We start from the raw sequence: 19,304 nt of genomic DNA on the forward strand, positions 1-19,304 counted from the left end.
CCACCGAAGTAAGACCCGCCACCGATGTACGCCCTGACGCCCGAAACCCGCGATGACTGGTGGGAAGTCGAAGCCTTGTACGACCTGTGTTTCGCACCGGGACGCGAGGCGCTGTCGTCCTACCGCTTGCGGGACGGCATCGCACCCGTCGTCGGGCTGAGCCACGTGGCGCGTGACCGCGACGGCATTCTGGGCGGCGCGATCCGCTATTGGCCGGTGCGGGTGGACGGTGCGCAGGTGCTGCTGCTGGGGCCGGTCGCGGTGCACCCGACACGGCAGGGCGAGGGCTTGGGCGGGCAACTGATGCATGCTTCGCTGCACGCTGCCCGCGATCTGGGGTGGGACCGTGTGATGCTGGTGGGCGATGCGCCTTATTACCAGCGCTTTGGCTTTGCGCGGCTGGACGACGTGGTGATGCCGCCGCCGACCAACCCCGACCGGGTGCTGGGGCACGAGTTGACACCGGGCGCATGGGACGGTGTGCGCGGCGACGTGATGCGCTGGGACGCCGAGGTCTGAGACTGTCCAAGCCTGACTGATATAGAGCATTGAATTTTGCGCCCTCTGCCCCGATCTTTGAGGACAGGAGGACTGCACATGAACAACGTGACCTTGCCCGAAGATGCCGGACCGGCGGTTGTGGATCTGGATGCCGAGCTGGACAGGCTTGCCGCGCGCTATCGCAAGGCCAGCGGAATGGGGATCGAGCTGCTGAACGCCTTTGGCGCACGGGCAGACGGGCTGCTGACGCGACTGCCCGGCGATGTGCGCCAGCGGCTGGAAGGGTCCACGGTCATGGCGCTGACCCAGGCGATGAAGGTTGCCAGCGGCTCGCGCAGGATGGTGCGCGACCAATCCTCGTGGATCAACCGGTCGGTCAGTGCGGCGATGGGGGCGGCGGGTGGCTTTGGCGGTCTGCCCACGGCGCTGGCAGAGCTGCCGGTGACCACCACGCTGCTGTTGCGGGTGATCGAGGGCGAGGCGCATGCGCTGGGCTTTGACACCGCGTCCGAGAATGTGCGGTTCGACTGCGTGCAGGTCTTTGCCGCCGCCGGGCCGCTGGCCGAGGACGATGGCGCGGACATCGCGTTTCTGTCGGCGCGGGTCGCGCTGAGCGGGGCGGCGATGCAGGCGCTGGTGGCGCGGGTCGCGCCCCGGTTGGCCGTGGTGCTGGGGCAAAAGCTTGCGGCGCAGACGGTGCCGGTGCTGGGCGCCGTGGCCGGGGCTGCGGTGAACTATGCGTACACCAGCTATTACGCCGAGATGGCGCATATCCACTTTTCCCTGCGCAAGCTGGCGATTGATGCCGACACCCCGCGCGAGGTGCTGGTTGCAAGGCTGAAGGAACGTCTGGACCGTCGCAAGGGCGTCAGGGCCTGACGTGATCAACCCTCAGGGCAGGTGCTGCCCGATCGAGGCCTGGGCCACGGACGTCGCCTTGAGTACGGCAAAGCAGGGCATGCCCGCCTGGAGCCCCAGATCGCGCGCCGACCGTGCGGTGATCCGCGCCAGCAGCGCGTCGCCCGCGGCATCGAGCGCGATGGCAGCCCCCGGCCCGTCGCCCATCTGTACGGCGGTGACCGTGACAGGCAGGATGTTCACCGAACTCAGGCCCTTGGGCCGCTCGCGCGCGATGATCACGTCGCCTGCGCGGATGCGCACCCGCACCACGTCTCCCACATGGGCCTGCACGCCGGGCAGATAGAGATCGCCTGCCGCGATACGCAAGGTCGTCAGCCCGTCGTCGGCATGATGCGTCACGCGCGCGTCGATCACCGCACCCGCTTCGCGCACGCCCAGCACCGGAACCAGTGCGGGATCGGACAGCAACGTGCGGATCGGTCCGGCACTGTGGACCCTGCCGTCCGCCAGCAGCACGAGCGTGTCGGCAAGCCGCGCGATTTCATCGAGCGCGTGCGAGACATAGAGGATCGGCAGGTTGTAGGCGGTCTTGAGCCGTTCCAGATAGGGCAGGATATCGGCCTTTCGCGTCGCATCCAGTGCGGCCAGCGGTTCGTCCATCAACAGCATTTCGGGTCGCGACAGCAGCGCGCGCCCGATTGCGACGCGCTGGGTCTCGCCGCCCGACAGATGGCGCGGGCGGCGGTCGAGCAGCGGTGCCAGACCCAAGAGGTCGATCACATCGCTGCGTGACATCGCGGTGCCGCCCCCGGAGGCATAGCGCGTGCCATAATCGAGGTTGGCCGCCACGCTGAGATGCGGGAAAAGCCGTGCGTCTTGAAAGACATAGCCGAGGCGACGCCGGTGCGGCGGCAGGCAGATGTGCGCTGCGCTGTCCAGCAGCACGCGGTCCTTCAGCGTGATCCGCCCTGCGTCCGGGCGCAGCAAACCGGCCACCGCATTTACCAGCGTCGTCTTGCCCGCCCCAGACCGTCCGAACAACGCAGTGACCCCCGGCGGTGCCTCGAAAGCGGCCTTGAGCGTGAAGCCGTCGAAACGGTGTTCGATATCGACGCTGAGGCTCATGCTGCCCCGATCCGTGCCGCGATGCGCCGCGACAGCCATTCCGACACGATGACAGCCGACACCGCGATAGCGCAGGCGATCAGGGTCAGCTGCGCCGCGCGTGCCTCTCCGCCCGGCACCTGCAGGTAGCTGTAGATGGCCGAGGGCAGCGTCTGTGTCTGGCCGGGGATCGCGGCGACGAAGGTGATCGTGGCCCCGAACTCGCCCAGGGCCTTGGCAAAGCCCATAACGGTGCCTGCCAGAATGCCCGGTGCGATCAGCGGCAGGGTGATGGTGGCAAAAACGGCGTAGCGCGGCGCGCCCAGCGTGGCGGCGGCGGCCTCGATGCGCGGATCGACGGCTTGGATCGCCAATCGCATTGCGCGCACCATCAGCGGAAAGCCCATGACCATCGCCGCAAGCACCGCGCCGGTCCAGCGGAAGGCCAGCACCAGCCCCAGCGTCTGTTCCAGAAACCGCCCCACCGGGGCCGTGCGGCCGAAAGCCAGCAGCAGCAGATAGCCGGTGACGACCGGGGGCAGGACCAGCGGCAGGTGTATCGCCGCGCTGAGCAGATCCTTGCCCCAAAAATCACGCCGCGCCAGCAGCCAGGCGCAGCCCAGGGCCAGCGGCAGGGCAAGCAGCGTCGCCGTGCCCGAAACCAGCAGCGACAGGCGCAGTGCTTCGTATCCGGCGGCGTCCATCAGGGCAGGCTGAAGCCGTGTCGAACGAATATGGCTGCAGCCTGCGGGCTGCGTAAGGTGGTCATGAACTGCGCCCCCTCGGGCGTCAGGGCCGCCGCAGGATAGGAGATGGCGGGATGTTGCTCGGATGGAATGCGCCATAGAACGCTGACCTTCGGCTCGGCCCCCGCGTCCGATCCATAGACGACGCCCAGCGGCGCGTCGCCCCGCGCCACCAGTGCCAGCGCGGCGCGCACGTTCTCGACTTCGGCAAGATGCGGCTCGACCGTGGACCAAGCGCCGATGTGCTCAAGCCAGGCGCGCGCGTAGACGCCTGCGGGCACGGCGTCGCGCTGACCCATCGCCATGCGCCCGCCATTTAGGCGCGCCAGCAGGGCATCGGCGTCGGGGTTCGGCATTTCGGGGCCGCTATGCCCGATCAGGACCAGCGTATTGGTCAAGAGCGGGGCTGCTGCATCCGGTGCAACCACCCCTTGTGCGTGCAGCCAGTCCATCCATTGCGGGTTTGCCAAAACGACCAGATCCGCAGGGGCACCCTGCGCCACCTGCCGCGCCATGGCCCCCGATCCGCCATAGGAAATCACGACAGTATCGGCGCTCAGGGCCGCGACCTCGTCCAGCGCGCCGCGCAGGCTGGCGGCTGCGAAAACAGTGACGTCGCGCGCTATAGCGGGCGCCGCGACGGCGCAGATCATCGCAGCGGCGATGCAAAAGCTCTTGCATGTAAGTTTGCCCATGATTGGGCAGTATTTACACGCGGCCCAGCCATCGCAAGTTCATTCCGCAAGTCCTGCCAAAGATGTGACGAAACTCGGACACCTTCACCAAAAATTCGCAAAAACGTGGCATCCGTCTGGTATCAGACCTAAATCAGTGCATGGTAATCGAAAGACTATCTGCGAGGCATCTCATGACAGCGCCGCTGATCAAGCAGCTTCCCATCTCGGTAAACGGTGCGCGCAAGACCGATGTGCGCACCCAGTTTGCCGCGCTGTGCTGGCGGCTGATCGACGGCAAGGTGCAGGTTCTGCTGATCACCTCGCGCGGGTCGGGGCGCTGGATCGTGCCGAAGGGATGGCCCGTGGACGGGCATACCCCCGGCGAGGCGGCATTGACCGAAGCCTGGGAAGAAGCGGGCGTGGTGGGTAAGGTCGACGCGCGACCGATCGGGTTGTTTTCCTACAACAAGGCGATTGCCGACGAGGATGAACTGCCCTGCGTGGCAATGGTTTACCCGGTGCGGGTGAAATCGCTGGCCAAGACCTATCCCGAAGCGCTGGAGCGCAAGCGGCGCTGGGTCAGCCGCAAGAAGGCCGCGCAACTGGTGGAAGAACCCGAACTGGCGCAGATCATCAAGGGTTTCGATCCGCGTATCCTGCGATAGCCAGACAACAAGCCCTGATCTTGCCGCTTGAACCTGCGGCCTGCGTGTATATCTCAGTTCTGTAACCCTGTGTTGGAGCACACATGATCCGCTATGCCCTGAAATGTGATCGCGGCCACACTTTTGAAAGCTGGTTCAAATCGGCCGAGGCCTTCGATGCCCTGCGCGCGGCTGGTCATCTGACCTGCGCCGAATGCAGCAGCACGGATGTGCACAAGGCGATCATGGCCCCGCGTGTGGCGTCCGCGCGCGCGGAAGCGGTGCCTGCTGACCAGACCGACGACGCCAAGGCGGCCGCGTTCAAGGCCGCGCTGGCACAGATGCGCAAGCATGTGGAAAAAAACGCGACCTACGTGGGCGGCAATTTCGTGCGTGAGGCGCGGGCGATGCACTTGGGCGATGCCCCCGAACGCGCCATCTACGGCGAGGCGAAACCCGCCGAAGCCAAGGCGCTGATCGAAGACGGCGTGCCGCTGATGCCGCTGCCGTTCCTGCCCAAATCAAAGGTAAATTAAATCATGAACATCGTTATCACGGGTGCCACGCGCGGCATCGGCGCGGGTCTTGCTGCGCATTACAAGGCCCTGGGCCACCACGTTACAGGCACTGGGCGCTCGGACACCGCCGACCTGAGGCTGGACGTGACGCAACCGGCTGATTTCGCAAGCTTGGCCGCAGCCGTCGGCACGCAGCCTGTCGATCTTTTGGTGTGCAACGCGGGCGTTTACCTCGACAAGGGGCACAGCATCGACGACGGCTATGAACCTGATATTTGGGCGCAATCCTTTGCCGCCAATGTCACGGGCGTGTTTCAGACGGTGCAGACCCTGCTGCCCAGCCTGCGCGCGGCGAAGGGCAACATCGCGATCATCTCCAGCCAGATGGGATCGGACACCCGCGCGCCCGGTGGCAGCTATATCTACCGCGCGTCCAAGGCGGCGGCGCTGAATCTGGGGCGCAATCTGGCGACGGATCTGAAGTCCGAGGGGATCGCCGTGGGCATCTATCATCCAGGCTGGGTGCGCACCGACATGGGCGGCGACGGGGCGGCGATTTCGGTCGACGAAAGCGTCGCGGGCCTCAGCGCGCGGTTTGCCGAACTGGACATCGCCTCGACCGGGTCGTTTCTGACGTGGGACGGTGAGACACACCCCTTCTAAGCGGGTGCAACGTCGGTTTTGCAATGTCGGATGGCCCTGCGCCGATATAACCGCCTTGTAACGCTTGTCATTGTCCCAAGCGACGCGTAGGGAAACGTCGGATTTTGACGTGAGGACATCATGCCCGTTCTGGTGATGAAATTTGGCGGCACCTCGGTGGCCACCCTTGACCGCATCCGCCGCGCCGCGAAACGCGTGGGCGTCGAAGTGGCCAAGGGCTATGATGTGATCGTGATCGTCTCGGCGATGTCGGGCAAGACCAACGAGCTGGTCGGCTGGGTCAACGAGACCTCTCCGATGTACGACGCGCGCGAATATGATGCGGTCGTTTCAAGCGGCGAGAACGTGACCGCCGGCCTGATGGCGCTGACCCTGCAGGAAATGGACGTGCCCGCACGGTCCTGGCAGGGCTGGCAGGTGCCGGTGAAGACCACCAGCGCGCATTCCTCGGCCCGGATCGAGGAAATTCCGAGCGACAACATCATGGCCAAGTTCCAGCAGGGTATGCGCGTCGCCGTGGTCGCGGGCTTTCAGGGCGTCAGCCCCGAGGGGCGCATCACCACGCTGGGCCGGGGCGGCAGCGACACCACCGCCGTGGCCTTTGCCGCCGCATTCGATGCAGAGCGTTGCGATATCTATACCGACGTGGACGGGGTATACACCACCGACCCGCGGGTCAGCGCCAAGGCGCGCAAACTGGACAAGATCGCGTTCGAAGAGATGCTTGAGCTGGCATCACTGGGCGCGAAGGTGTTGCAGACCCGCTCGGTCGAGTTGGCGATGCGGTATAAGGTCAAGCTGCGGGTGCTGAGCAGTTTCGAGGAACAATCGGACACGGCCGGAACGCTGGTCTGTGACGAGGAGGAAATCATGGAAAGCAATGTTGTAGCCGGTGTCGCATTCAGCCGTGACGAAGCAAAGATGACCCTTGTGTCGGTGGCCGACCGCCCCGGCATCGCCGCCACGATCTTTACCGCCCTCAGCGAAGCGGGCGTGAACGTGGACATGATCGTGCAGAACATCGCCGAAGAAGGGCGCACCGACATGACGTGGTCGTGCCCCAACGATCAGGTGAAACGCGCCGAAAAGGCGATGGACGCGGCCAAGGAGTCGGGCGTGATCCGCTTTGACGAGATGATCGCCGATATGGACGTGGCCAAGGTCAGCGTTGTCGGCATCGGCATGCGCAGCCACACCGGCGTCGCGGCCAAGATGTTCCGGGTGCTGTCGAACGAGGGCATCAACATCAAGGTCATCACCACCTCCGAGATCAAGATCAGCGTGCTGATCGATCGCAAGTACATGGAGCTGGCGGTTCAGGCGCTGCACGATGCGTTCGAGCTGGAAAAATCCGCCTGATTGCCGGGCCTTGCGCCCAAGGTCAGGCATTGCGACGTTCCGCGAAGGCAGGCGGCAAATCCTGCGCTTGGGGTGTAAAACCTCATTTCTAATTGGCGTGCGGTATGATTTAAGTCGATACCGGACACCAAGGGGGGCGCCAAGATGACCGAGCGCACGGACACCGAGAGCCGCAAGTTGCTGGGCAGGCTGCGCGATGAGCTGGCCGGCGATGCACCCGGACAGACACGGCTGGACAAGATCACCTCGCTGATCGCCACGTCGATGGGCTGCGAGGTGTGTTCGATCTATCTGTTCCGCGATCAGGAAACACTGGAACTGTGTGCCACCGAAGGGCTGAAGGCCGAGGCGGTGCACCAGACACGGATGCGTCTGGGTGAGGGGCTGGTTGGTCGCGTGGCACAGCGCAGACAGGTGGTGAACACCGCCAACGCGCCCAAGGCCAGCGGTTTCCGCTTCATGCCCGAAACCGGCGAAGAGGTTTATTCCAGTTTCCTCGGCATCCCGATCCAGCGTCTGGGCGAAGCGCTGGGCGTGCTGGTCGTGCAGTCCAAGGACGCGCGCGAATTTTCCTCGGACGAGGTCTATGCGCTGGAAGTCGTGGCGATGGTTCTGGCCGAAATGACCGAACTGGGTGCCTTCGTGGGCGAAGGTGCCGCGATGTCGGCGCGTCACAGCCATCCGGTGATGATCAAGGGCACGACCGGGCAGGAGGGCGTGGCAGAGGGCCACATCTGGCTGCACGAGCCGCGCGTGGTGGTGGTGAACCCCATCGCCGACGACCCGCAGCGCGAGATGGAGCGGCTGAACGCCGCCGTCGATGAATTGCGCGTCGGCGTGGACAAGATGCTGAGCCTTGCCGGCCCCGATCAGGAACAGCGGCAGGTGCTGGAAGCCTACCGGATGTTTGCCAACTCCAAAAGCTGGATGCGGCGGATGGAAGAGGACATCGGGCGCGGCCTGAGCGCCGAGGCTGCCGTGGAAAAGGAACAATCGCTGGCGCGCGCGCGCGTGGGCCAGGCGGCTGACGGCTATCTGCGCGAAAGGCTCAGCGATCTTGACGATCTGTCGAACCGCCTGCTGCGCATTCTGACCGGGCAGGGCACGGATACGGGCGCGGAAATGCCGCCCGATCCGATCCTGGTGGCGCGCAACATCGGTCCGGGCGAGCTGCTGGATTACGGGCGGCGTCTGAAAGGGATCGTGCTGGAAACCGGGTCGGTCGGCAGCCATGCGGCGATTGTCGCGCGGGCACTGGCCATTCCGCTGGTGGTGCATGCCAAATCGGTCACAACCGAGGCGCTGAACGGCGATCACGTCATGGTGGACGGCGATCAGGGCGTCGTGCACCTGCGCCCCGACGACAACGTGGTGGCAGCGTTCCGTGACAAGATGGCGATGGAGGCCGAAGCGCTGGAACGCTACGCCTCGATCCGCGACAAACCTGCCGTGACCCAATGCGGGGCTACGGTCGAGTTGATGATGAACGCGGGCCTGATGGCCGATTTGCCGTCCTTGCCGAACTCCGGTGCCGAAGGCGTCGGGCTGTTTCGGACCGAGTTGCAATTCCTGATCCGCAACCAGATGCCGAAACGCTCTGAACTGAGCGCGCTTTATGCCCGCGTGATCGACGCGGCGCATGGCAAGCCGGTGGTCTTTCGCACGCTTGATATCGGGTCGGACAAGGTGCTGACCTATATGAAGCCCAACGACGAGCCGAACCCCGCGATGGGGTGGCGCGCGATCCGAGTGGGGTTGGACAAGCCGGGTGTGCTGCGCATGCAGTTGCAGGCGCTGATGCGCGCGTCGAACGGGCGCCCGCTCTATGTGATGTTCCCCTTCGTCGCGCAATACGAAGAGTATACGCGCGCCCGTGCCGAGGTCGACAAGGCGCTCGAGCGCGAACGTCGACTGGGGCACCCGTTGCCCTCGCGGATCGAGGTGGGCGCAATGCTGGAAACTCCGTCGCTTGGGTTTGCGCCGCGCAAGTTCTTCGACGAGGTCGATTTCATCTCGATCGGGGGCAACGATCTCAAACAGTTCTTCTTTGCGGCGGACCGCGAGAACGAGCGTGTGCGGCGGCGCTATGACACGCTGAACGTCAGCTTCCTGAGCTTTCTCGAACAGATCGTCGAGCGCTGCGCGGTCTCGAATACCCCGGTGTCGTTCTGCGGCGAGGACGCGGGTCGCCCGGTCGAGGCCTTGTGTCTTGCAGCCATCGGCCTGCGCCGGTTGTCGATGCGGCCCGCGTCCATCGGGCCGGTCAAGTCGCTGCTGCGGCGTTCCAACCTTGAGGATCTGCGCAAGGTGATTGCGGATACCCGCCACCGTGGCGCGATGTCGGTGCGTCCGGCGGTCATGGACTGGCTGAGAGAGCAGTAAAACGGCGTAAATCCTCGTGAATCTGGGCTGAAGGGCTTGTCCTTTTGATGCTATTTTTGGCGAAATTGATGGTGATATAGCTTTGAAATTGCTATAACTGCGCATTTCAAAGCTTATCCACAAGCTGCGTTACACGGCGCTGATCCTATGCCGGAACGGTGCCGGGAAGCGAATTTCCCCTGGCGCCTTACCCTGTGGCGCGCGGCTGGTCCTTCCTGTTGAGATTGGTCGAAAGTGCAGTTCAGATTGATGATACGGGAACCTGCTGTGGATAATTATTTCAGAAGAAATTGTATTGTATCAGTTATTTGGAGGGTGATAAGCACAAGCCTGTAGACTTATCCACAGCCTGCACGGCATCCATTCGCCTGGTGCTTCGACGTACTTCGCTCGTCTTCCAACCGCACACTCCATGCCCTTTTGCACCACCACAGGATCGCAGTCAGCCTTAATAAAACATCGCAAGTCATTGATATAAAATATCAAACCAAATAATCGTCTTGCAAAAACAAACCCGCCAAGCGCCGCCGTCACTGGAGCCATCCACGCCACCTTTCCTGTATTCTATCAGATCATTACCCTGCGAGGTGAAAGTGCGCGCAGGCGCTGTTGCCTTTGGCAGAGAGATGGAAATACGGTACCCTTTGACGTGTGCAGCACCACCCGGCGAAGAGGGACACCGATGACAGCCTATGCCACTTTCCACGATCTCGACGGGGCGTCGGTGTTCATCACCGGCGGCGGGTCCGGGATCGGTGCCGCCCTGACCGAAGGGTTCCTTGCGCAGGGGGCCAGGGTGGCTTTTGTCCAACGCTCGGACGCCAGCGCCTTCGTCGCCGAAATGGCCGGGAAATACGCACATGCGCCATTGTACCTGCCCTGCGACATAACCGATATTCCGGCGCTGAAGGATGCGATTGCGCAGGCCGCGCAGGCGCACGGCCCGATCACGCGGCTGGTCAACAACGCGGCGAACGACAACCGTCACAACGTCGCCGATTTGACCGTCGAAGACTGGGACGCCTACCAGAACGTCAACCTGCGCCCGCATCTGTTCACAGCCCAGACCGCAGCCCCGATGATGAAGGCGGCAGGATACGGGTCGATCGTCAACTTTTCCTCTATCTCATACATGCTCGGGATGGCGGGGATGGCCGGGTATGTAACGGCCAAGGCCGCGATCACCGGGCTGACACGGGCGCTGGCGCGCGAGTTGGGGCCGGATCAGATCCGCGTCAACGCGGTGATGCCCGGTTGGGTTCTGACGCAGCGGCAGATGGATCTGTGGGCCACGCCCGACGTCCTTGCCGCTCATCTTGACCGGCAGTGCCTGCCGGAACACCTGCAACCGCGCGACATCGTCGATGCGGTGCTGTTCCTGTCGTCGCAGACCAGCCGGATGATGACCGGGCAGGCAATGGTCGTCGATGGCGGTGTCGCGGTGTCGGGCTGATGGGGCAGGTGGACTGGATCGCCGTCGATTGGGGCACCACGCACATGCGCGTCTGGCTGATGTCGCGCGGCGGTGGGATGATCGAGGCGCGCAGCAGCGATCGCGGCATGGGCGCGCTTGCACCCGAAGGATACGAGCCCGCATTGCTGGCGTTGATTTCGGACGTTCTGGACGATGCCCCGATGCCCGTGGTGATCTGCGGCATGGCCGGAGCACGGCAGGGCTGGGCCGAAGCGCCCTATGCCACGGTGCCCTGCGCGCCCCCCGATCCGCGACAGGGACGGCGGGTGCAGACAGAGGATGCGAGGTTGCAGGTTATCATCCTGCCCGGTGTCAGCCAGAGCAGCCCTGCCGACGTGATGCGCGGCGAGGAAACGCAGATCAAGGGGCTGATTGCGACGCATCCCGGCTTTGACGGTGTGGCCTGCCTGCCCGGCACCCACACCAAATGGGCGCATCTCAGCGCGGGCGAAATCGTCAGCTTTCAGACCTTCATGACCGGTGAGATCTTTGCCCTGCTGTCGCAGCAATCGGTGCTGCGTCATTCGGTGGCGTTGAACGGCTGGGACGATGACGCCTTCAAGACGGCGGTGGACGAGGCGATGAGCAGGCCGCAGGCGGTTGCCGCCAAGCTTTTCGGCCTGCGTGCCGCAGCCTTGCTGGGCGGGCTTGGCGAAGTCGAGGCGCGCGCGCGTCTGTCGGGGCTGTTGATCGGCATCGAACTGGCCGCCGCGCGCCCTTATTGGCTGGGCCAGCAGGTCGCGCTGATCGGGGCGGCGTACTCTGCCGACGCCTACGAGGTCGCATTGTCCGCCCAAGGCGTGCCGGTGCTGCGCCAGAATCCTACAGACATGACACTTGCAGGGCTTAGCGCCGCATATTCGGAACTGGAGCACTCATGACGCGCAATCTGATCGCCATCCTGCGCGGCATCACGCCGCAAGAGGCCCAGCCGGTGTGCGAAACGCTGATCGCCGCCGGGATCACCCGGATCGAGGTGCCGCTGAACTCGCCCGAGCCTTTTGACAGCATCGCAGCGATGCAGGCTGAGCACGGGCAGCAGGCTATGATCGGCGCAGGCACGGTCCTGACGGTCGCCGATGTCGAACGACTGGCGGGGATCGGCGCGCAGATGGTCGTGTCGCCCGATTGCAATGTCGCGGTGATCGCCGCGACCAAGGATGCGGGCATGGCGTCCTTTCCGGGTTGCGCTACCCCGACCGAATGCTTTGCAGCGCTTGCAGCTGGCGCGGATGGCATCAAGATTTTTCCGTCGTTCGTGGTGGGCACCAGGGGGCTTGAGGCGATGCGCGCGGTGCTGCCTGCGGACGCCCAGGTCTTTGCCGTGGGCGGAGTGGGGGCGGACAACTTCGGCGACTGGCTGGCGGCGGGAGCCGATGGATTTGGTATCGGCTCAGCACTCTATTCTCCCGGCATGACCGTGAACGATATCCGCAGGCGCGCCGCCGACATTGTTGCGGCCTACGATCTGGCACGAAAGGCAGGCTAATGGACATATTCAGCGATACCATCTGCGCATTGGGCGAGGGGCCGCTGTGGCACCCCATGCGCAAGCAACTGTTCTGGTTCGATATCATCGGGAAAAAGCTGCTGACAAAAACCGACGCGGGCGAGCAGGTCTGGTCCTTCGACGATCATGTCTCGGCAGCGGGTTGGGTTGACGATACGTGCCTGTTGATCGCGTCCGAGCGCGAGCTTTTCACTCTCGACGTCGACACGGGCGCACGCACGCATGTGGCCCCGCTGGACGCGGACAATCCGGTGACACGCTCGAACGATGGCCGCGTCGACCCCATAGGCGGGTTCTGGATCGGGACAATGGGCAAGGGGCAGGAACGCCGCGCGGGCGCAATCTATCGCTATTATCGCGGCGAGGTGCGCAAGCTGATGGGTGACATAACGGTCAGCAATGCGATCTGTTTCAGCCCCGACGGCACGCTTGCCTATTTCACCGACACGGTCAGGCAGCGGATCATGCGCATCAATCTGGACGCGGACGGGTGGCCCAAGGGCGACGCGAAGGTTTTCGTGGACCTGCGCGCGGAGGAACTGTTTCCCGATGGTGCCGTGGTCGACGCCGAGGGCAACCTGTGGAACGCGCAGTGGGGCGCAAGCCGCATTGCCTGCTATGCGCCCGACGGCCGTTTCCTGCGCGCAGTCACCGTGCCCGCGACGCAATCCTCCTGCCCCAGCTTTGGCGGCGAGGGCTTTCAGACGCTCTACGTGACGACGGCGGCGGTGGATATGGACCGCGCGAGCGATCCGAAGGCGGGCATGACTTTCGTTCAGAAGATGGACGTAAAGGGCCAGCCTGAACACCGGGTCATTCTCTGAGGTTCGAAGGCGCACAAGGAACCCGCCGCCGCGTTGCAGCGTTGTACCATGGGTCCGCACACCAGAAGCGGGCGATGACGGGACGGACCGGCGCAGGCACTGCGTTTGCCGATCTTGTAAAAATTCCGCGCAAAAGCGGATGAAAAGGCGAAAAAATGCAGGCCACCATGGCGTCAGAACCACAGACCGTTCCGCAGACCATGCGTGTGCATGTCCTGATGAACCTCAAATCGGGCCGTGGCTCGGAAAAGCCGCAAATTCAGGACCTCGAAGATACCTTTGCCGCCCATGGGATCACCGCCGAGATCATCCGGCTGAAGCCCAAGGACGATATTTCGGCGCGCGCGGCGCAACTGGCCCGCGAAGGCGCCGAACTGATCATTGCAGCTGGGGGGGACGGCACCATCTGCGGCGTCGCCTCCGGGCTGGTCGGAACGGATGCGGCGATGGGCGTTATTCCGTTGGGCACGTTCAACTATTTCGGGCGTTCGCTGAACATTCCCGAAACCGCCGCCGAGGCCATTGCCGTCATTGCAGCCAACCGCCGCAAGACCATTCCCGTGGGCGTGATCAATGACCGAGTGTTTCTGAACAACACAAGCCTGGGCATCTATCCGCAGATCCTGCGGACCCGCGAAACCGTCTATGAACGCTGGGGCCGCAGCCGGATTGCCGCCTATTGGTCGGTGCTCAAGACCATGATGCGGCTGCCCCGAAGGCTGAAACTGAAGATCACCGTCGACGGAGACACCCGCGAGGTCAAAACCTCGCTTTTGTTCGCGGTCTCAAACGCATTCCAGCTGGAGCAGATGGGGCTGGAAGGGATCAAATGCATTGAACAGGGCAAGCTGGCCGTATTGATTGCACCCAATCGCGGTCGGCTCGGTCTGCTGAAAAACGGTCTGGCGCTGATGCTGGGACGCGCACAGCGCGATCATGACTTTGAACTGCTCTGCGCCGACCGCATGCACATCACCTGCAAACGCAAATCTTTGCTGGTGGCGCGCGACGGCGAACGCACACGGATTTCCGGCCCCTTTGAGCTGGAAATGCGCCAGGGGGCGCTGACGGTTTTGACCCCGGATGGAGAGGACGGGGGTATTCGATGAAACGGATCATTCATCTGTCGGACCTGCATTTTGGACGCGACCGCCCTGAACTGATGGCGCCGCTGCTGGAGCGGATCAACGGGCTGGATGTCGATCTGGTTGCCATTTCGGGCGACCTGACGCAGCGCGCGCGCAACTGGCAGTTCCAGCAGGCGCGCACCTTCATCGACGCCATCGACGCGCCGACGCTGGTGGTGCCCGGCAATCACGACACGCCGCTCTATAACTTCTTCGAACGGGTGATCTGGCCCTTTTACCGCTATCGCAAGTGGATCAACCGCGATTTGCAACCTGTTGTCCACAATGCACAAGCATCGGTGATCGGGGTCAATTCGGTAAACCCCTTGGGCATTCAGCGCGGTTGGTTCAGCCCCCGCGACATTCGCCGTGTCAGACGCGGATTTCTGGATGCAGCCGACGGGGCGCTGCGGATCGTGGTGGTGCATCACCCGCTCGAGCATCTGCCGGGCGAGCAGAAAAAACTGATGCGCGGCGCGCGCACGGCGATAAAGGCGCTGGGCGATGCGGGCGCTGACATCGTGCTTTCGGGCCATCTGCACAGTTGGCGCGCCGAAACATTCGCGCGCATCGAAGATCATCGTGGCGTTATCCAGATCCACGCGGGCACCGGTCTTTCCAATCGGGTGCGTGGCGAGCCGAACGACTTCAACCTTCTGCATCTGGGACCCGACCGCGTCACGGTCGAGCGGTTTGCCGCCGTCGAAAGCACCCGCAGCTTTGATCACCACCTGAAAGTGAGCTTTTCGCGCGAGGCCGATGGCTGGACCCAAATCGAAGAGATGACAGAGCAGGAGTAGACTATGTTCGACTGGATAACCGGTCTGATTTCGCAAACCGGTCTGATCGGAATTTTCCTTCTGATGCTGGGCGAAAATGTATTCCCGCCAATCCCTTCCGAGGTGATCATGCCCTTGGGCGGCTTTCTGGTCGAGCAGGGCGAGATGACCATGTTCGGCGCCGTGGTCGCGGGCAGTCTGGGATCACTTTTGGGCACGACGCTGTGGTATTGGGCTGCCGTGCGTCTTGGTGCAGACCGTATCCGGCGGCTGATCGTGAAACATGGGCGATGGCTGACCCTGTCCGAAACCGACTATGATCGCGCCCTGGGATGGTTCGACCGCCACGGCGACATGGCAATCCTGATCGGGCGGATGATACCGGGGGTTCGCACATTGATTTCGGTTCCCGCAGGGCTCGCAGGCATGCCGCTTGCGCGGTTTTTGTTCCTGTCGCTGATCGGCAGCGTGCTGTGGGTCTGCCTGCTGACCGGCGCGGGCTATGCGCTGGGCAGCCAGTTCGAACTGGTGTCCGAATGGCTTAATCCCGTCACCAATATCCTGCTGGGCGGATTGCTGGTGCTCTATGTGTACCGGTTGTTCAAGAAAAAGGGCGCGTAAAGCGAGGGTCTGCAAATGTCGCACCCGCATCTTAAAGTGATGCCTGATGATCGGATCGCAAGTCATTGAAAATAAGTGGAGGCGAGTAGGAGAATCGAACTCCTGTACACGGATTTGCAATCCGTTGCGTATCGCTTCTAGCAACTGCTAATTATCCAATGTAGCCATGAAAATCCTTGCTTAAAAAGGATTATATGCCCTAAGAGTCCGTTGTGGTCACCCAAAAGTTCTAACTGGTGTGGCTACATATTGGCTACATTTCGGGCGAGGGCAAGCAAATGGACCTTTCAAAGAAAGCGATTGAGGCTGTGCCACACCCGGTGGCGGGGCAAAAATTCGTTTGGTTTGATACGCCAAGGGGCTTTGGGTTGCGGGTCACCCCGACGACGAAGACGTTCATCTTCGATGCCCGTGTGAACGGAAAGAAGCGCCGTGTGACAATCGGTCGTGTGGATGTGTTTACTGATTTGAAGCGGGCGCGGGCTGAAGCGACCCGTCAAGCCGACGCATTCAACCGTGGCGTCGACCCTGCTGCGGAAAAGGTGCGCTTGAAGGAAGCTAGTGTGCGTGAGCGCGCTGAAGCTCTAACCTTAAAGGATGCGATTAAGAGGTATGCGGATGCACCGAAAAAGAAAGGTAGCGGTTACGGCTCAGGCGTTAAGCTAAAGAAGGCACGAACCATCCGCGATATTCATACCGTTACCAATCGTCATTTTGGCGACTGGATGGACAAGACGGTTACCTCAATCACGGGTGGAATGGTGAAGGAGCGTCACGCGGAAATAGCTGTTGATGCAGCTACGCAAGCAAATCTTGCCATGCGCTATCTGCGGGCCGCTCTGAACCATGTGAATGATGAAAGCGAAGGGGACACACCTCTTATCGTGAGCAACCCTGTAGACCGCCTGAAAAGGCTCAATCAGTGGGCAGATACTAAACCAAAGAAGGGGCGACTTGAGCGTGATGACATTCCGGTTTGGGTAAGCGCAGTCCGAACTGAACTTGTGGGTTTGAAGCATGGCGCGGAACATAAGGACGCCTTGCTATTCATCTTGTTGACGGGCGCGCGTTTAGCTGAAGTGTTTGGCAACGACCAGGATGGCTATCCAGCGCTGCGCTGGTCGGACGTTGATCTAAAGCGCAGAACCGTAACATTTCGGGACACAAAAAATCGAACCGATCATGAAACTGCACTCGGAACAGAACTGACGAAAACCCTTGCGTCTCGCAACGAGGTTTCATCCGGTCACTACGTCTTTGGTGATAAAGACGACAAAGTTTCAAGCGATCTTCGCACGGCATTTGCGCGTATCCAGCAGGCCAGTGGGTTGCGCGTGACGGCGCACGATTTACGCCGCACATTCGCAGCCGTAGCGAACACTTTAGACATCTCCGCATATAAGTTGAAAAGGCTGTTGAACCATATCAGTGGGAACACCAGCGATGTAACGGCAGGCTACATTGGTGAAATCACAACCGATGATTTGCGCGAACCCATGCAAAGGATTGAAGATTTTATGTTGCGGGCGGTTAAGGCGTGAACGCTGTATGTGATACCAGCTTTGCGCACGCTGTTCGTCGCGCGGCAAAAGGTATCCGTCTATACTCTCGTGCTGATGACTTGGTTGAAGCCGGTCCGTTATGTGCGATCCTCTGCAGTGATGGAGAACTTGATCAGCATGGATTAGAGCTGATGGCATTGGCGGTCACAGGTAAGTTGCATAGCTCCAAGGCGCAGCGGAAAGGTGAAACCGAGTTTGCCCGTGCGGTGCGACGTGCTAACGCTGTATGGCGTGCTGGCAAAGCAGAGCATCCATCTGTTGCAGGCGCTTCACTTGCGCACATGCTGCGATCAGGCCAAGCCCCATTCGGTTTAGGCGAGCGCCAAGAACTTGCTGAATTGTTTTCACCGAAAAAACCCAACGCCCACAATGCCCGCAAAGGACGACCGCCGATAGGAGCAGGGCACTGGCGCGTCAAAACCATAGCCAGAACAGTTCGAAGGCTAAAATGCAAATACGGAAACACCCAAAATTCACATTCCAACGCGGTCGATGCAGTTGTAAAAAATCCCAAGACTGGAAGGTTGATCCGGCACGTAAACCCTTCGACTGGTGAAAGATTTACTGTCAGCAAGAGGACAGTTGAAAAATATTGGCAGATAACGGAAAAGCGGAAAATGGCTATTGAGAAGTATCGAAACAATTAGATTTCTTATAAATGAATAGTTTTGATGGTTTTGACTATATGGTTTGCAGGCCATCATATCCCCAATATTTCTTTAGGAGGACAAAACCGTCACCTGATCTTTAACGACTTCAATTTTGCTAACTGAGTAGCATTTTTCTAAAGGTACACCATGCTCGAATTCACTCGTTTAGCAGTATTTCTAGTTGCTATTGTACTCGCAGCTTCAATGGCAACTGCGCAATCAAAGATCAAAGAACGCGAATTTCAAGAGCGTTTTTGCGTTGGAATGAATCTCGAAGTCATCACGGAAGCTGGAACTAAGGCGGATTGTGTGAGTGATGAGTACGCCATTGAGGTTGAAAAGTCTCATAAGTGGGCAGAAGCAATTGGTCAAGCTCTTCACTATGGAGTTGAGCTTGAACGCCAAGCCGGAATCATTATCGTTTGCGAAGATACAGCGAACTGTCAGGCACATTGGTATCGTCTAGAAAGCACCATTAAAAATAACTCTCTTCCAATAACTGTCTGGTACTGCATGTTTGGAGACCGACTACTGTCGGAATGCTGGCGGGATTAATGAAGAGAACTGGCAGTTAGAACGGTAGTTATTGGGGCTGCATCGGACAACATATCCGCTGCGGATCGAAATATATATTTTAAAATATCTGATATGTGCCAGCAACTTCACCAAAGTAGCCGCATTGTAGCCTTCATAATGATTTTGACCCCTTTTTTGCGGTCGGGAATGGCTTCTAAGGGCGGCGAACGCTCAATAAGTTGGCCTTAGGGTTTAACTGAAGGGTTACAGCATGGAACAAAATATTATCTTGCCGTCGATACTCACACAGGCACAAGCTGCCGAGTATCTGGGCGTGTCAGAGAAGAAGCTTGAACGTGACAGATGGTGTGAGCGCCGTATCCCGTATGTAAAGATGGGGCGTCATGTTCGTTATCGCGCATCGGACCTTGTTGCATATGTTGAAAGCAATATTGTTGAAGCCGCAGCACGTTGATTGCGATGGTCGTTCAGATGATTATTGCGAGGGTTGTTCGGGTGAATATTGCAAGAGAATTAAATAATAACAGCATATTGCGATTCATATATCTAATCTGTACAAAGGGTAGGCATGTTATCCAACCGTGCAAAATGAGATAGGGTAGCGGGGGCGTGAACCTTCACCGGAATTGGTGATTGCCCCGCATCCGCCCTCGTTAGCGGTTTGTGCATGAGTAAGGGTTGGATGACCCATGCCGCGGTAAAGACGTGGCGAATAGGCCGGATAGCCTACTAAACACGTCTTCACGGGCGTTCAATCTCATTTTG

General features: G+C 60.9%; 22 protein-coding genes. 18 read left to right on the plus strand and 4 right to left on the minus strand.

Annotated elements, in window-relative coordinates; all coding sequences use genetic code 11:
* Positions 1-24 precede the first annotated feature (24 nt).
* Positions 25-519 (plus strand): GNAT family N-acetyltransferase, encoded by a 495-nt coding sequence (locus NTA49_RS13725; protein ID WP_258295366.1) that lies wholly within the window; start codon positions 25-27, stop codon positions 517-519.
* Between the two features lie 78 nt (positions 520-597).
* A complete protein-coding gene (locus NTA49_RS13730; RefSeq protein WP_258295367.1) occupies positions 598-1,380 on the plus strand; it encodes an EcsC family protein in 783 nt (260 codons plus the stop codon).
* Between the two features lie 12 nt (positions 1,381-1,392).
* Here NTA49_RS13730 and modC read toward each other — a convergent pair whose 3' ends face one another.
* From modC to modA, 3 genes are read right to left on the minus strand one after another with little or no spacing between them, the layout of a single operon-like run.
* Positions 1,393-2,487 carry a molybdenum ABC transporter ATP-binding protein gene (gene modC / locus NTA49_RS13735; protein ID WP_258295368.1) on the minus strand — a complete coding sequence of 365 codons (1,095 nt, stop codon included), beginning with the start codon at positions 2,485-2,487 and terminating at the stop codon, positions 1,393-1,395.
* On the minus strand, positions 2,484-3,170 hold the full coding sequence (gene modB / locus NTA49_RS13740) for a molybdate ABC transporter permease subunit (RefSeq protein ID WP_258295369.1): 687 nt from the start codon (positions 3,168-3,170) through the stop codon (positions 2,484-2,486). The genes modC and modB overlap by 4 nt, the downstream gene beginning before the upstream one ends.
* Positions 3,170-3,907, minus strand: a complete 738-nt coding sequence (gene modA / locus NTA49_RS13745; RefSeq protein ID WP_258295370.1) for a molybdate ABC transporter substrate-binding protein — start codon at positions 3,905-3,907, stop codon at positions 3,170-3,172. The genes modB and modA overlap by 1 nt, the downstream gene beginning before the upstream one ends.
* A 173-nt stretch (positions 3,908-4,080) precedes the next feature.
* Between modA and NTA49_RS13750 the strand changes: the two genes are divergently transcribed.
* From NTA49_RS13750 to ptsP, 5 genes are all read left to right on the plus strand, one after another.
* Positions 4,081-4,554 (plus strand): NUDIX hydrolase, encoded by a 474-nt coding sequence (locus tag NTA49_RS13750; protein ID WP_258295371.1) that lies wholly within the window; start codon positions 4,081-4,083, stop codon positions 4,552-4,554.
* Between the two features lie 83 nt (positions 4,555-4,637).
* The gene (locus NTA49_RS13755; protein WP_258295372.1) at positions 4,638-5,069 is read left to right on the plus strand and encodes a DUF1178 family protein; all 432 of its coding nucleotides are present in this window, start codon (positions 4,638-4,640) and stop codon (positions 5,067-5,069) included.
* Positions 5,070-5,072: 3 nt separating this feature from the next.
* The gene (locus NTA49_RS13760) at positions 5,073-5,714 is read left to right on the plus strand and encodes an SDR family NAD(P)-dependent oxidoreductase (RefSeq protein ID WP_258295373.1); all 642 of its coding nucleotides are present in this window, start codon (positions 5,073-5,075) and stop codon (positions 5,712-5,714) included.
* 120 nt (positions 5,715-5,834) lie between these two features.
* Complete coding sequence (locus NTA49_RS13765; RefSeq protein WP_258295374.1) at positions 5,835-7,073, plus strand: aspartate kinase; 1,239 nt, start codon at positions 5,835-5,837, stop codon at positions 7,071-7,073.
* Positions 7,074-7,217: 144 nt separating this feature from the next.
* Positions 7,218-9,455, plus strand: a complete 2,238-nt coding sequence (ptsP, locus tag NTA49_RS13770) for a phosphoenolpyruvate--protein phosphotransferase (RefSeq protein WP_258295375.1) — start codon at positions 7,218-7,220, stop codon at positions 9,453-9,455.
* A 300-nt stretch (positions 9,456-9,755) separates the two neighbouring features.
* Here ptsP and NTA49_RS13775 read toward each other — a convergent pair whose 3' ends face one another.
* On the minus strand, positions 9,756-9,998 hold the full coding sequence (locus NTA49_RS13775; RefSeq protein ID WP_258295376.1) for a hypothetical protein: 243 nt from the start codon (positions 9,996-9,998) through the stop codon (positions 9,756-9,758).
* A gap of 139 nt (positions 9,999-10,137) precedes the next feature.
* On the opposite strand from NTA49_RS13775, the gene NTA49_RS13780 reads away from it, so the two are divergent.
* The 11 genes from NTA49_RS13780 (at position 10,138) to NTA49_RS13830 (ending at position 18,993) form a co-directional block, all read left to right on the plus strand.
* Complete coding sequence (locus NTA49_RS13780) at positions 10,138-10,908, plus strand: SDR family NAD(P)-dependent oxidoreductase (protein WP_258295377.1); 771 nt, start codon at positions 10,138-10,140, stop codon at positions 10,906-10,908.
* Positions 10,908-11,810, plus strand: coding sequence for a 2-dehydro-3-deoxygalactonokinase (locus NTA49_RS13785; RefSeq protein WP_258295378.1), 903 nt, complete (start codon positions 10,908-10,910; stop codon positions 11,808-11,810). Before NTA49_RS13780 ends, NTA49_RS13785 begins: the two co-directional genes overlap by 1 nt.
* Positions 11,807-12,418: a 2-dehydro-3-deoxy-6-phosphogalactonate aldolase gene (locus NTA49_RS13790; RefSeq protein ID WP_258295379.1), complete on the plus strand. Its 612-nt coding sequence runs from the start codon at positions 11,807-11,809 to the stop codon at positions 12,416-12,418. Before NTA49_RS13785 ends, NTA49_RS13790 begins: the two co-directional genes overlap by 4 nt.
* The gene (locus NTA49_RS13795) at positions 12,418-13,263 is read left to right on the plus strand and encodes an SMP-30/gluconolactonase/LRE family protein (RefSeq protein ID WP_258295380.1); all 846 of its coding nucleotides are present in this window, start codon (positions 12,418-12,420) and stop codon (positions 13,261-13,263) included. The genes NTA49_RS13790 and NTA49_RS13795 overlap by 1 nt, the downstream gene beginning before the upstream one ends.
* A 155-nt stretch (positions 13,264-13,418) precedes the next feature.
* Positions 13,419-14,372, plus strand: a complete 954-nt coding sequence (locus NTA49_RS13800; protein WP_258295381.1) for a diacylglycerol/lipid kinase family protein — start codon at positions 13,419-13,421, stop codon at positions 14,370-14,372.
* Positions 14,369-15,190 (plus strand): metallophosphoesterase family protein, encoded by an 822-nt coding sequence (locus tag NTA49_RS13805; RefSeq protein WP_258295382.1) that lies wholly within the window; start codon positions 14,369-14,371, stop codon positions 15,188-15,190. Before NTA49_RS13800 ends, NTA49_RS13805 begins: the two co-directional genes overlap by 4 nt.
* A 3-nt stretch (positions 15,191-15,193) precedes the next feature.
* Positions 15,194-15,790, plus strand: a complete 597-nt coding sequence (locus tag NTA49_RS13810; protein ID WP_258295383.1) for a DedA family protein — start codon at positions 15,194-15,196, stop codon at positions 15,788-15,790.
* Positions 15,791-16,068: 278 nt separating this feature from the next.
* Positions 16,069-17,331, plus strand: a complete 1,263-nt coding sequence (locus NTA49_RS13815) for a tyrosine-type recombinase/integrase (RefSeq protein WP_258295384.1) — start codon at positions 16,069-16,071, stop codon at positions 17,329-17,331.
* Entirely contained in the window at positions 17,328-17,999 is a 672-nt protein-coding gene (locus NTA49_RS13820; RefSeq protein WP_258295385.1) for a hypothetical protein, read from the plus strand. Before NTA49_RS13815 ends, NTA49_RS13820 begins: the two co-directional genes overlap by 4 nt.
* 150 nt (positions 18,000-18,149) lie before the next feature.
* Entirely contained in the window at positions 18,150-18,557 is a 408-nt protein-coding gene (locus NTA49_RS13825; protein WP_258295386.1) for a hypothetical protein, read from the plus strand.
* A gap of 232 nt (positions 18,558-18,789) precedes the next feature.
* Positions 18,790-18,993: a helix-turn-helix domain-containing protein gene (locus NTA49_RS13830; RefSeq protein ID WP_258295387.1), complete on the plus strand. Its 204-nt coding sequence runs from the start codon at positions 18,790-18,792 to the stop codon at positions 18,991-18,993.
* The last annotated feature ends 311 nt before the right edge of the window (positions 18,994-19,304 follow it).

The organism is Pseudosulfitobacter koreensis, assembly GCF_024733015.1.
Taxonomy (GTDB): domain Bacteria; phylum Pseudomonadota; class Alphaproteobacteria; order Rhodobacterales; family Rhodobacteraceae; genus Pseudosulfitobacter; species Pseudosulfitobacter koreensis.

Excerpts from the sequence above, each read along its gene's own strand:
- NTA49_RS13725 (WP_258295366.1), top strand. The coding sequence starts at position 25 with ATGTACGCCCTGACGCCCGAAACCCGCGATGACTGGTGGGAAGTCGAA.
- NTA49_RS13730 (WP_258295367.1), top strand. The coding sequence starts at position 598 with ATGAACAACGTGACCTTGCCCGAAGATGCCGGACCGGCGGTTGTGGAT.
- modC (WP_258295368.1), bottom strand. The coding sequence starts at position 2,487 with ATGAGCCTCAGCGTCGATATCGAACACCGTTTCGACGGCTTCACGCTC.
- modB (WP_258295369.1), bottom strand. The coding sequence starts at position 3,170 with ATGGACGCCGCCGGATACGAAGCACTGCGCCTGTCGCTGCTGGTTTCG.
- modA (WP_258295370.1), bottom strand. The coding sequence starts at position 3,907 with ATGGGCAAACTTACATGCAAGAGCTTTTGCATCGCCGCTGCGATGATC.
- NTA49_RS13750 (WP_258295371.1), top strand. The coding sequence starts at position 4,081 with ATGACAGCGCCGCTGATCAAGCAGCTTCCCATCTCGGTAAACGGTGCG.
- NTA49_RS13755 (WP_258295372.1), top strand. The coding sequence starts at position 4,638 with ATGATCCGCTATGCCCTGAAATGTGATCGCGGCCACACTTTTGAAAGC.
- NTA49_RS13760 (WP_258295373.1), top strand. The coding sequence starts at position 5,073 with ATGAACATCGTTATCACGGGTGCCACGCGCGGCATCGGCGCGGGTCTT.
- NTA49_RS13765 (WP_258295374.1), top strand. The coding sequence starts at position 5,835 with ATGCCCGTTCTGGTGATGAAATTTGGCGGCACCTCGGTGGCCACCCTT.
- ptsP (WP_258295375.1), top strand. The coding sequence starts at position 7,218 with ATGACCGAGCGCACGGACACCGAGAGCCGCAAGTTGCTGGGCAGGCTG.
- NTA49_RS13775 (WP_258295376.1), bottom strand. The coding sequence starts at position 9,998 with ATGGCTCCAGTGACGGCGGCGCTTGGCGGGTTTGTTTTTGCAAGACGA.
- NTA49_RS13780 (WP_258295377.1), top strand. The coding sequence starts at position 10,138 with ATGACAGCCTATGCCACTTTCCACGATCTCGACGGGGCGTCGGTGTTC.
- NTA49_RS13785 (WP_258295378.1), top strand. The coding sequence starts at position 10,908 with ATGGGGCAGGTGGACTGGATCGCCGTCGATTGGGGCACCACGCACATG.
- NTA49_RS13790 (WP_258295379.1), top strand. The coding sequence starts at position 11,807 with ATGACGCGCAATCTGATCGCCATCCTGCGCGGCATCACGCCGCAAGAG.
- NTA49_RS13795 (WP_258295380.1), top strand. The coding sequence starts at position 12,418 with ATGGACATATTCAGCGATACCATCTGCGCATTGGGCGAGGGGCCGCTG.
- NTA49_RS13800 (WP_258295381.1), top strand. The coding sequence starts at position 13,419 with ATGCAGGCCACCATGGCGTCAGAACCACAGACCGTTCCGCAGACCATG.
- NTA49_RS13805 (WP_258295382.1), top strand. The coding sequence starts at position 14,369 with ATGAAACGGATCATTCATCTGTCGGACCTGCATTTTGGACGCGACCGC.
- NTA49_RS13810 (WP_258295383.1), top strand. The coding sequence starts at position 15,194 with ATGTTCGACTGGATAACCGGTCTGATTTCGCAAACCGGTCTGATCGGA.
- NTA49_RS13815 (WP_258295384.1), top strand. The coding sequence starts at position 16,069 with ATGGACCTTTCAAAGAAAGCGATTGAGGCTGTGCCACACCCGGTGGCG.
- NTA49_RS13825 (WP_258295386.1), top strand. The coding sequence starts at position 18,150 with ATGCTCGAATTCACTCGTTTAGCAGTATTTCTAGTTGCTATTGTACTC.
- NTA49_RS13830 (WP_258295387.1), top strand. The coding sequence starts at position 18,790 with ATGGAACAAAATATTATCTTGCCGTCGATACTCACACAGGCACAAGCT.